This is a genomic window from Streptomyces sp. IBSBF 2435 (genome assembly GCF_036815005.1).
Lineage (GTDB): Bacteria > Actinomycetota > Actinomycetes > Streptomycetales > Streptomycetaceae > Actinacidiphila.
This window is the reverse complement of record NZ_JAJSYW010000192.1, coordinates 1-11,396: the sequence shown is the minus strand read 5'-3', so window position 1 is coordinate 11,396 and position 11,396 is coordinate 1. Positions and strand designations below refer to the sequence as shown.

Here is an 11,396-nt window from a genome sequence, read left to right as displayed (position 1 = left end):
CACCGAAAGCCGCCGGGGGCGGGCCCCCCCGCCACCCGGGGCGGGCCCGGCCCCCGCCGGAGCCCCGCCCCCGCCGGGCGGACCCCGGTCAGACCCGCATCTCGTCCGGCACCGCCGCGAGCGCGGCCTGAACCGCCGCGATGAGCCGCTGCGCGGACTCCGCGGTGAGTTCGAGGGCGACGCGGGCCGCAGGCCCCTTGCCGGGGTCGGCGAAGTCGATGTTCAGCGTGTGCTCGGCCATCGCGTGCACGGGATGGTCGAAGTAGACGGTCACGTCGGAGACGTGGAACCACGTGCCGCCGGGACCTTTGGCGCTGCCGTCGACGGTGTCCTTGACCGTCGTGTAGGTGCACACAGTTCAGCCCTCCAGATACTTCGCGAAGAACGCGGCGATCCGCTCCCACCCGTCGTTCGCGGCGGCGACGCGGTAACCGGGGCGGTTGACGGCGAAGAAGCCGTGGCCGGCGTCCTCGTAGCTGTGGAATTCGAAGTCCTTGCCCTGCTCGGTGAGGATCCGGCCCAGCTCGGCGACCTGTTCCGGGCTGGGGTGCTGGTCCTCGGTGCCGAAGAGGCCGAGCAGCGGGGCACCGAGGTCCGGCAGGTCGGGCAGCAGGTTGGTGACCCGGATACCCAGGCCGGGCGGCACCTCGCCGACGACGAAGGCCCCGTAGCAGTCGACGGCGGCGTCGAGGTCGAGCCGGCAGGCGGCCAGTACGGACTGGCGGCCACCGGAGCAGTGCCCGATGACGCCGACCTTGCCGTTGGCGGCGGGCAGCGCCCGCAGATACGCGGCGGCGCCCGCCACATCGCCGACCAGCCGCTCGTCCGGCACGCCGCCGTTCGCACGGGACACCGCGCTGGCGTCGTCGGGCGCGGCGCCGGGCGCCTCGCGGTGGTAGAGGTTCGGGCAGATCGCGTCGTAGCCGAGTTCGGCGAAGCGCCGCACCATCTCCTTGGTCTCCCGGTCGTAGCCGGGCATGTGGTGGATGACCACGACGCCGCCGCGGGCGCTCTCGCCCGCCGGACGGGCGAGATACGCCTCGATCTCGTCGCCGTCGTGCCCGGCGACCGTGATCGTGGTCGCGAAGAGGGAGCCGGGTGAGGTGTCCGGGTATTGAGTCATGCGCCAGCTATACCATAAGGCTGGACTGATCAGTTTATACTGAGGATTATGGCGGCCAGGAGCACGGACACGGACCCCGCGCCGGCGGACGCGCCGCCCGCCGATCCCGGCGCGGATCACGGCGCCGGCCCCGGCCCGGCCCGTCTCGCGGCCGATCTGCGCGCGGCGCTGGGACCGCTGGTGCGGCGGCTGCGGCAGTTCCGGCCGGACGGCGAACTGACCCTCTCCCAGACCTCGGCGCTGGTCCGCCTCGACCGGGAGGGCCCGGCGACGTCCTCCGAGCTGGCCGCGGGCGAGGGCATCCGCCCGCAGTCGATGTGCACGATCGTCAACGTGCTGTACGAGCGCGGCCTGGTCGTACGCGACCCGGACCCGGCGGACGGCCGGCGCATCGTCGTCTCGCTGTCGGAGGCCGGGCACGAGGGCCTGCGCGGCGCCCGGCGGGAGAAGGGCCGGCGGCTGACCCGGGCGATAGACGAGGAACTGACACCCGAGGAGCAGGCCACGCTGGCGGCCGCTCTCCCGCTGCTGGAGAGGATCACCCGACGTGTCTGAACCCGCGGACACAAGGCTCGCCCCCGGCGGCGCGACGGCGCCGGAGCGGCCGGACCGCTACAAATGGGTGGCGCTGTCCAACACCAGCCTCGGGATGTTCATGGCCACGGTGGACTCGTCCATCGTGATCATCTCGATGCCGGCGATCTTCCGCGGCATCCACCTGGACCCGTTCGCGGCCGGCAACATCAGCTACCTGCTGTGGATGATCATGGGGTATCTGCTGGTCACGGCGGTGCTGGTGGTCACGCTCGGACGGCTCGGCGACATCGTGGGCCGGGTGAAGATGTACAACCTCGGCTTCGTCGTCTTCACCCTCGCCTCGGTCGCGCTGTCCTTCGACCCCTTCCTCGGCGGCTCCGGCGCGATGTGGCTGATCGGCTGGCGGGTGGTGCAGGCGCTCGGCGGCTCCATGCTGATGGCGAACTCCGCCGCGATCATCACCGACGCCTTCCCCGCGCACCAGCGGGGCATGGCGCTCGGCATCAACCAGATCTCGGCGCTGTCCGGGCAGTTCATCGGCCTGGTGCTGGGCGGGCTGCTGTCCGCGTGGGACTGGCGGGCGGTCTTCTGGGTCAACCTGCCGGTCGGCATCCTCGGCACCGTTTGGGCGTACCGCTCGCTGCGGGAGACCTCGGCCCGGCAGAAGTCCCGTATCGACTGGTGGGGCAACCTGACCTTCGCCGGCGGCCTCGGGCTGCTGCTGGTCTCCATCACCTACGGCATCCAGCCCTACGGCGGCCACACGATGGGCTGGGAGAGCCCCAAGGTGCTCACCGGGCTGATCGGCGGCGCGCTGCTGCTGATCGTCTTCTGCGTCGTCGAGTCCCGGGTGGAGCAGCCGATGTTCCACCTCGCGCTCTTCCGCAACCGGGCCTTCGCCGCCGGGAACGCCGCCTCGCTGCTGGCCTCCATCGCCCGCGGCGGGCTCCAGTTCATGCTGATCATCTGGCTCCAGGGCATCTGGCTGCCGCTGCACGGCTACGACTTCGCCGACGCGCCGCTGTGGGCCGGCATCTTCCTGCTGCCGCTGACCGCCGGCTTCCTCGTCGCGGGACCGCTGTGCGGCTGGCTGTCCGACCGCTACGGGGTGCGCTTCTTCACCACCGGCGGCCTGCTGCTGTTCTCGGCCAGCTTCATCGGCCTGCTGCTGCTGCCGATCTCCTTCCCCTACTGGGCCTTCGCGCTGCTCATCATGTGCAACGGGATGGGCTCGGGGATGTTCTCGGCGCCGAACACGTCGGCGATCATGAGCAGCGTCCCGGTCACGCACCGGGGGGCCGCCTCCGGTATGCGGTCCACCTTCCAGAACAGCGGGATGTCGCTGTCGATCGGCATCTTCTTCTCGCTGCTGATCATCGGGCTGGCCAACCGGCTGCCCGCGGCGCTCAGTTCGGGCCTCCAGGCGCAGGGGGTGCCGGCCGCCACCGCCGAGCACGCGGCCTCGCTGCCGCCGGTCTCGACGGTCTTCTCGGCCTTCCTCGGCATCAACCCGGTGCAGACGCTGCTCGGGCCGAGCGGGGTGCTCGACACGCTGCCCGCGCACAATCGGGCGGTGCTGACGGGCAAGGAGTTCTTCCCGAACTTGATTTCGGCTCCCTTCCACCACGGCCTGCTGATCGTCTTCGCGGCGGCGACCGTGATGGGGCTGCTGGCGGCGACCGCGTCCTTCCTCCGCGGCACGCCGGGGCGCCCCGCAGGCGAAGAGAAGGCCGCCGCGCGTACCCGCTGAACACATTCCGCCAGGCGATGCCAGACTTGGGGGGTCTTCCCGTTCACGCGCTTTTTGCGCATGCTTTGAGTACCTGGGTGCCGCCGGCGGCGGCTTTCGGGTGACAATGCGAAGTCGAGGCGTACGACGTACGAAGCAGTTCCCCTGAATGAAGCGAGGATCCCATGTTGCGAAACGGGCTGGAGCCGTGGCACCTGATCGTGGTGGCGATCGTCGTCATCGTGCTGTTCGGTTCCAAGAAGCTCCCCGAGGCCGCCCGCGGCCTGGGCAAGTCGATGCGCATCCTGAAATCGGAAGCCAAGGCGATGAAGAGCGACGATCCGGGCACCACCGCCAGCGCCGCTCCGGCGTCCACCCCCACTCCGGCACCCGACGCCATCACGCCCAGTGACGTGGTGACCGCGAACGAGGCCACGCCGACCGCGCAGCACAGCACGGTCAAGTAGCGCGCCCGACCGGCGAGAGCCGAGCCCCGGACGGAAGCCGTCCGGGGCTTCGCGCTGTCCGGGGGAGGCCGCCTCTTCCGGGATCCGGCAGTCTTGGTAGGTTCTCGGCGTCCCGGTTACGGAAGCCGGTACGGGCAGGGTGGGGGGCAGCGGTGACGGCCGGAGCCGGTACGGGCACGGGGACGAGTACGACGGCGGCGGGTACGGGCGCGGTGCCGGCGGAATTCCTGGCCGGATTCCCCGAGACGCTCGCCGAGGTGTCCCGCAGCTGCCGGACGCTGACCCGCGCGGAACGCGAGAGCCGCAGGGCGCTCGGGGAGCAGGCCGCCGACGCCGGTATCGGCCTGCGCGAACTCACCGCCGCCCACCTCGCCGCCGCCCGCCGCGCCTGGCCCGCGCTGCCAGGTGTCGCCGGCGCCCACGAGACCGCCGAGCTGCGCAGGGCCGGCGCCGCCGTGCTGGCCGCGCTCGAAACGGGGATCGGCGCGCTCGCCGAAGGCCACGCCCGCGCCCAGCGGCACGCGCTGCACCGGGCCGCGGCGGCCCGCCGCGCCTTCGTCGACGACCTGCTCTACGGCCGCAGCGACCCCGGCCGGATCGCGGAACAGGCCGAGGGCTTCGGGCTGCGGCTCGCCGACCGCCACGTCGTCGCGGTCGCCGCGCCGCCGCCGGGGCTGGCCCCCCTCCGCCTGAAACCTAGGAGTCGCAGGGGGCGGCCGCCTCGTCCTCCGCCCGCGCGGCGGCACACTCCGTGCGCAGACCCGCGCTGATCGCCAGTCCGATGTCCTTCAGGGAAGCGAGCTGCTCGGGTGTGAGGACGTCGAAGATATGCTCGCGCACGGTCGTGACGTGCCCGGGAGCCGCCGCCGCGAGTGCCGCGTACCCCTCGTCGGTGAGCGCGCAGACCCAGCCGCGCCGGTCGCCGTCGGCGGGCCGCCGCTCGGCCCAGCCGTTGCGTTCGAGCGCGGCGACCGCGTGGGAGAGCCGGCTGCGGGAAGAGAGCGAGGCGTCGGCGAGTTCACTCATACGCAGACGCCGGTGCGGCGCCTCCGAGAGGCGGACCAGGATCTCGTAGTACGCCATGGGCATGCCCGAGTCCTGCCGCATCTGCCGGTCTATGTGCGCGGAGAAGGCCACACTGGCGGACAGGTACGCCCGCCAGATCTCCTGCTCGTCCGCGCTGAGCCAGCGCACATCGTCCATATGTTCAGCATAGTGGTGGTTGAACTCTCAACACCAGCGGGATATGGTGACTGAGGTTTCAATCACCACCACCTTGATGGTTCAGTCCAAGGAGTATCCGCCATGAGCTCGCAGACCCCAGTGATCGACGGCTATGTCGCCGGTACGTGGACGATCGACACCGTGCACTCCGACGTGTCCTTCTACGTCCGTCACCTCGGCGTCTCGAAGGTCCGCGGCAGCTTCGCGACCTTCGAGGGCAGCATCGTCACGGGTGAGGACCCGCTGGAGTCCTCGGTCAACGCGGTGATCAAGACCGCCTCGGTGAGCACCAACAACGAGACCCGCGACGGCCACGTCCGCAGCGCGGACTTCCTGGACGTCGAGAACTTCCCCGAGCTGACCTTCAGCTCGACCGCGGTGCGCTCGCAGTCCGCCGAGCTGTTCGAGATCGACGGTGAGCTGACGCTGCACGGCGTCACCAAGACCGTCACCCTCAAGCTGGAGCTGAACGGCTTCGGCAAGGGCTTCGACGGCAACGCCGTGGCCGGCTTCTCGGCCGCCACCGAGATCAGCAGGGGCGACTTCGGTGTCACCGGCGGCGCCGCCGGTGCCGCGGTCAGCGACAAGATCAAGATCGCGCTGGAGATCGAGGCGGGTCTGGCCCAGGCCTGACTCCCAGCATGCACCCGGGGCCGTGACAGCCCCGCAGCCACCGGCCGCCCATCCGCGTCGACACGCGGACGGCGGCCGGTGGCTTTCCGGTTCCCGTACGACCCGGACGTGATGGGCGGGTGAAGTCTGCCGGGAAGCGGCAATGCCCGGCCCGGCCCCGTACTGCCACGATCACTGCGGCGGTCGAAGAGCCGGCAGGGGGAGGCGAACGGGGAATGGGGCAGTTCACCGACGTCGTTCTCGGCTTTCCGACCGTCCTGTTCACCGGGGGACTGGTGGCCGTGGTCGCCTTCTGGGCGATCGTGCTGGTCGGCGGTGCCGAGGCGCACGGTCCCTGGCACCACGGCGCCACCGGGGGACACGGGGGGACGGGGGGAGACAGCGGTCATGGCGCGCTCGGGGGGCGCCATGACCGGCTGTCCGCCGACACCGCCGGCACCGCCGGCAGTCACGCGGGCGGAGCGGGAGCGCTGGCCGCCGCAGGCCTCGGCGGAGTGCCCGTCACCGTCGTCCTGTCGCTGCTCGTCGCGCTCTCCTGGTTCCTGACGCTCGCCGGGTCCGCGGCCCTGCACGGCGCGAACACGCCGTCCGGCCCGGTCCGCGCACTGCTCTACGCCGTCGTGGCCGCCGCCGCACTGGTCGGCGCCTGGTTCGCGACCTGGCTGCTGGTACGCCCGCTGCGCCGTCTCTTCCCCGACGTCACGCCGCCCTCCCGGGAGGACTTCGTCGGGCAGGTGTGCGTGATCCGCACCGGCACCGTCACCGGGGGCTTCGGCCAGGCCGAGGTCACCGCGCCCGACGGCTCCACCGCCGTGGTGCAGGTGCGGCAGACCGGCGAGTACGCCTTCCGCTCCGGCAGCACCGCGCTGCTCTACGCCTACGCCCCGGACGGCGAGTTCTTCTGGGTCGCGCCCTTCGACACCGTCACCGCCTTCGACACCTTCACCACCTGAGGATCCGCCATGGATGCCACTGCCATCGGGATCGGTGTGCTCGTCGCCGTTCTCGCGCTCATCGCACTCGGAGTGCTCTTCACCGTCAGCCGGCTCTTCCGCAAGGTCGAGCAGGGCCAGGCGCTGATCATCTCCCGCACCCGGCAGGTGGACGTCACCTTCACCGGGTCCGTCGTCCTGCCGGTGCTGCACAACGCCGAGCAGATGGACATCTCGGTGAAGACCATCGAGATCCAGCGGACCGGCCGCGAGGGCCTGATCTGCCAGGACAACATCCGCGCCGACATCCACCTCACCTTCTTCGTCCGGGTCAACAAGACCAAGGAGGACGTGATCAAGGTCGCGCAGGCGATCGGCACCGAGCGGGCCAGCCACCAGGCGACGCTTCAGGCGCTGTTCAGCGCGAAATTCTCCGAGGCGCTCAAAACCGTGGGCAAGCAGCTGGACTTCGTCGACCTCTACACCCACCGCGAGCACTTCCGCGACCAGATCATCCAGGTGATCGGCACCGACCTCAACGGCTACCACCTGGAGGACTGTGCGATCGACTTCCTGGAGCAGACCCCGCTCACCCAGCTGGACCCGGCCAACATCCTCGACGCGCAGGGCATCAGGAAGATCACCGAGCTGACCGCGATCGAGCACGTCCGCACCAACGAGTTCCAGCGCACCGAGCAGAAGGAGATCACCCGGCAGAACGTCGACGCCCGGGAGACCATCCTGGAGCTCGAACGCCGCCAGGCCGAGGCCGAGATCAAGCAGCGCCGCGAGGTCGAGACGCTGCGGGCCAAGGAGGAGGCGGTGACCGCCCGGGTCCAGGAGGAGGAACGGCTCGGCGCCCAGGGCGCGTTCCTGCGCACCGAGGAGCAACTCGGCGTGCAGCGCGAGAACCAGGCCCGGGAGATCGCGGTGGCGCAGAAGAACCGCGAGCGGGTCATCGCGGTGGAGAACGAGCGCATCGAGAAGGACCGGGTGCTCGAAGTCATCGCGCGGGAGCGGGAGACGGAGCTGGCCAGGATCTCCAAGGAGAAGGAGGTCGAGGGCGAGCGCCGGGAGGTCGCCGACGTCGTCCGCGAGCGCATCGCGGTGGACCGCACGGTCGCCGAGCAGGAGGAGTCCATCAAGGCGCTGCGGATGGTGCAGGAGGCCGAGCGCGAGCGGCAGGCGCTGGTCATCACCGCCGAGGCGCAGGCGCAGGAGCAGCTGGTCAAGGACATCAAGGCGGCCGAGGCCGCCGAGCAGGCCGCCCAGCACAAGGCGCGCGAGTCGCTGACCCTGGCCGAGGCCCGCAAGCGCACCTCCGAGATGGACGCCGAGGCGAAGATCAGGCTCGCCGAGGGCCTGCGCGCCGAGGCCGCCGCGGCCGGGCTCGCCGAGGTCGAGGTGCACCAGCGCAGCGCCGAGGCGATCAGCAAGGTCGGCCTGGCCGAGGCCGAGGCGACGGCCGCCCGGCTCAAGGCCGAGGCGGAGGGCCTCAGGGCCAAGGCGCTCGCGCAGGCCGAGGGCACCACCGCGCAGGCCGCCGCCGAGTCCGCGCTGATCGGCGGCCGGCTCAAGGCGGAGGCCGCGGGCCTCACCGAGAAGGCCGCCGCGATGGCGGCGCTCGACGACGCCTCGCGCGGCCACGAGGAGTACCGGCTGCGGCTGGCGGCGGAGAAGGACATCCGGCTGGCCGGACTCGAGACGCAGCGGCAGATCGCCGAGGCGCAGGCCACCGTCCTGGCCACCGGACTGGAGAAGGCCGACATCCAGATCGTCGGCGGCGACACCGTCTTCTTCGACCGGCTGCTCGGCGCGGTCGCGGCGGGCCGCAGCGTGGACTCCTTCGTCGGCAGCTCCGAGACCGTCCAGGCACTCGGCGCCGACTGGCTGGACGGCTCCGGCCGCTTCACCGAGGACGCCACGAAGGTGCTCGGCGCCCTGGCCGCCGGGAACGGCGGCGCCACCGGCAACGGCAGCGCGGCCACCGTACTGGCCGCGCTGCTCGGCCAACTGCAGCAGCAGCAAGCCCCGTTGGCCGCCGCACCGGCGCCGGTCAACGGCGTCGCGACGAAGTGAGCGGGCGGCGGGCGATGAACGACGCGCAGGGGCAGGGCCGGGACCGGCTCGACGCCGACGCCTACGACCTGCTGCGGGACCGGCTCGCCGGCGCGGCCCGGGAGCTGGCGGACCGCGCCGAGGCGCTGAACACGGCCCGGCAGGAGGTCTTCGGCGGCGGCGAGCTGCGGCTCGCCGGGACCGACAAGCTCGGCACCGTGCAGCCGTCGCTGCCCGCGGACGTCGCACCGGCGGCCGGGCGGCTGCTCTTCGCGGCGAACCCGGCGCAGGTGGCCGACGTCGGGGACGTCCTCCGGCTGCGGGACGGCGACAAGCCCGTGCCGGGGCTGCTGGACGACCCGCGGTTCGTGCGGGACTTCCGGGAGCTGTACCGCTACTACCGGCAGACCCGGCTGCTGCGGCTGCGGGCGCTCGACGGCCGGCTGCTCGCGGTCTTCCGCACCGGCCCCTCGCCCGCCGACGTCAAGGCGCTGGGCTGGCGCACGGGCCCGGACGGGGGTTACGCCTACCAGGGCACCGCCCGGGACACGGCGGAGGCCGACGGCGGAACCTACGCCGTGGCCTGGACGCCGGCCGGGCGCGAGGCCCACGTCCCCGGGCGCCGCCCGCACCTGGCACTCGGCGGCGTCACCGTCGACCCCACCGGCGGCACCCTGACCGTCACCGTCGGCGGCACCGTCCACGAGGAGCCGGTCGAGGATGCGTTGCAGTCGCTCGCCGACGCCGAGGTCGACCACGCCACCGTGGACCCGCTGCTGCTGCTCCGTATCCGCCCCTACCACGAGGACACCGACCGCTACTACGCCGTCAACACCCGTATCGAGCAGGTCGAACGGCTCGACGCGATCGGCCAGGCGTGCCTGCGGCTGCCCGACGAGCAGGGCGTGATCTTCCCCGGCGGCTACGCGCTCGCCACCGGCGGCACCCGCACCTTCGACCTCGAAACCGGCGGTGTGCGGCTGGACTTCGAGCGGCTGGTCAGGTCCGCGAACGGCGAGGACGTGCTCTACGTCTTCCACGCCGAGGGCCGCAGGCTGCTGCTGCCGTACAACCTGATCCGCAAGGAGGTCGCCGCCCCGCTGACCGTGCAGGGCTGCGCCCTCTACGACGACGGCACGCTGCTCACGCTGCGCCCGGCCGATGGCGACGAGCCCGCACGGGTGCACACCCTGCAGCGCTGGGACACCCCCTTCGTCTCCGACACCTGGGCCGCCGCCCAGCCCGCCGGCGACGGGCCGCTGGCCAGGATCGGCAACGCCGACCTCGTACGGGCCGTCTCCGACGCGCTGTCGGTGGCCCGCGCCGCCCTGGAGACCGCGCCCGGCGCGGCCGTCTACGAGGCGCTCGCCGCGTCCTGCGACCGGGTGCTCGACCGCCACCACTGGCTCACCGGGACCGGCGGCCTGGCCGAACCGCTGACCCTGGTCCGCGACACCGCCCGCGACGTGCTCACCGAATACGCCCGGGTGCGCGAGGCCACCGCCCGCGCCGCGCAGGCCGTCGACGAGACCGCGGCCCGTATCGCGGGACTCGTACGCCGGGTACGCGGCGAGGCGGCGGTCGGCGCGCAGGAGTGGGTCACCCGGCTCACCGAACTGCGCCGGGCACAGGGCCGGCTGGCCACCCTGCGCGAGGTGCGGTACGCCGACCTCGGCCGGCTCGACACCCTCGGGACCTCGCTGGCGGGGGAGTTGGCGGACGCCGCAGCCCGGGCCGCCGCGTGCTTCGCCGACGAGCACGCCTTCGACGGCTTCCGCCAGCGCGCCGCCGAACTGTCCGCAGCGGCCGCCGAACTGGAGACCGCGGCGGGCGGCGACGCGGTCGGCGCCGACCTGGACGAACTGGCCGCGGGCCTGAGCACCGTCACCGAGACTGCCGCGACCCTGGAGATCACCGACGCGACCGTACGCACCGGCATCCTGGCCTCGGCCGCCGACGTGCTCGGCGCGGTCAACCAGGCCCGTGCCGTGCTCGACGCCCGCCGCCGCGACCTGCTCGGCGCCGAGTCCGCCGCCGAATTCGCCGCGGAGAGCGCGCTGCTGGCGCAGAGCGTCAGCGGGGCGCTGGCCGCCGCCGACACCCCGGAGGCGTGCGACCTGCACCTGGGCCGGCTGCTGGTCCAGGTGGAGAACCTGACCACCCGCTTCGCCGCCGACGGCGAACGACTCGCCGCGCTGGCCGACCGCCGCGACGAGATCCAGCAGACGCTGACCGCCCGCAAGCAGGCACTCGCCGACGAACGCGCCCAGCGCGCGGGCCGGTTGGCCGCCTCCGCCGACCGCATCCTCGACGGTGTCCGCCGCCGGGCCGCCGCGCTGTCCTCCCCCGACGACGTCAACACCTTCTTCGCCGCCGACCCGATGGCGGCGGAACACCGGCGTATCGCGGCCGAGTTGCGCACCCTGGGCGACCCAGCCCGGGCCGCCGAGCTGACCGCGTCGCTGGCCGCCGCCCGCCAGGACACCGCCCGCACCCTGCGCGACCGCCAGGACCTCTACGAGGACGGCGGCGCCACGATCCGCCTCGGGCGGCACCGTTTCGCCGTCAACACCCAGCCCCTGGACCTGGCCCTGGTCCCCCACGGTGACGCTCTCGCCTTCACGGTCACCGGTACGGACTACCTCGCCCCGGTGACCGACCCGGCCTTCGCAGCCACCCGCCCCTTCTGGACC

Annotated in this window: 11 protein-coding genes; 8 read left to right on the top strand and 3 right to left on the bottom strand. The window is 72.5% G+C overall.

The window, feature by feature from the left end:
- Positions 1 to 88: 88 nt before the first annotated feature.
- Positions 89 to 355 (bottom strand): DUF6295 family protein, encoded by a 267-nt coding sequence (locus V7E46_RS28075; RefSeq protein WP_333771039.1) that lies wholly within the window; start codon positions 353 to 355, stop codon positions 89 to 91.
- A 3-nt stretch (positions 356 to 358) separates the two neighbouring features.
- Complete coding sequence (locus V7E46_RS28070; protein ID WP_333771038.1) at positions 359 to 1,123, bottom strand: dienelactone hydrolase family protein; 765 nt, start codon at positions 1,121 to 1,123, stop codon at positions 359 to 361.
- Positions 1,124 to 1,171: 48 nt separating this feature from the next.
- Between V7E46_RS28070 and V7E46_RS28065 the strand changes: the two genes are divergently transcribed.
- The 4 genes from V7E46_RS28065 to V7E46_RS28050 all read left to right on the top strand — a co-directional run bounded on the left by V7E46_RS28065 (position 1,172) and on the right by V7E46_RS28050 (position 4,626).
- A complete protein-coding gene (locus tag V7E46_RS28065) occupies positions 1,172 to 1,678 on the top strand; it encodes a MarR family winged helix-turn-helix transcriptional regulator (protein ID WP_333771036.1) in 507 nt (168 codons plus the stop codon).
- A gap of 94 nt (positions 1,679 to 1,772) precedes the next feature.
- On the top strand, positions 1,773 to 3,410 hold the full coding sequence (locus tag V7E46_RS28060) for an MFS transporter (protein ID WP_333771040.1): 1,638 nt from the start codon (positions 1,773 to 1,775) through the stop codon (positions 3,408 to 3,410).
- A 164-nt stretch (positions 3,411 to 3,574) separates the two neighbouring features.
- Positions 3,575 to 3,856, top strand: a complete 282-nt coding sequence (gene tatA, locus V7E46_RS28055) for a Sec-independent protein translocase subunit TatA (protein ID WP_329178051.1) — start codon at positions 3,575 to 3,577, stop codon at positions 3,854 to 3,856.
- A gap of 152 nt (positions 3,857 to 4,008) precedes the next feature.
- Entirely contained in the window at positions 4,009 to 4,626 is a 618-nt protein-coding gene (locus V7E46_RS28050) for a hypothetical protein (RefSeq protein ID WP_333771035.1), read from the top strand.
- Here the strand turns inward: V7E46_RS28050 and V7E46_RS28045 are convergent.
- A complete protein-coding gene (locus V7E46_RS28045) occupies positions 4,553 to 5,059 on the bottom strand; it encodes a MarR family winged helix-turn-helix transcriptional regulator (protein ID WP_329178055.1) in 507 nt (168 codons plus the stop codon). The two genes, V7E46_RS28050 and V7E46_RS28045, sit on opposite strands and share 74 nt — an antisense overlap.
- A 102-nt stretch (positions 5,060 to 5,161) precedes the next feature.
- Between V7E46_RS28045 and V7E46_RS28040 the strand changes: the two genes are divergently transcribed.
- From V7E46_RS28040 to V7E46_RS28025, 4 genes are all read left to right on the top strand, one after another.
- A complete protein-coding gene (locus V7E46_RS28040; RefSeq protein WP_329178057.1) occupies positions 5,162 to 5,713 on the top strand; it encodes a YceI family protein in 552 nt (183 codons plus the stop codon).
- A gap of 215 nt (positions 5,714 to 5,928) precedes the next feature.
- On the top strand, positions 5,929 to 6,666 hold the full coding sequence (locus tag V7E46_RS28035; protein WP_333771034.1) for a hypothetical protein: 738 nt from the start codon (positions 5,929 to 5,931) through the stop codon (positions 6,664 to 6,666).
- A 9-nt stretch (positions 6,667 to 6,675) separates the two neighbouring features.
- On the top strand, positions 6,676 to 8,724 hold the full coding sequence (locus V7E46_RS28030; RefSeq protein ID WP_333771033.1) for an SPFH domain-containing protein: 2,049 nt from the start codon (positions 6,676 to 6,678) through the stop codon (positions 8,722 to 8,724).
- Positions 8,725 to 8,738: 14 nt separating this feature from the next.
- On the top strand, positions 8,739 to 11,396 hold a 2,658-nt coding region (locus tag V7E46_RS28025), incomplete at its 3' end, for a DNA repair ATPase (protein WP_333771032.1).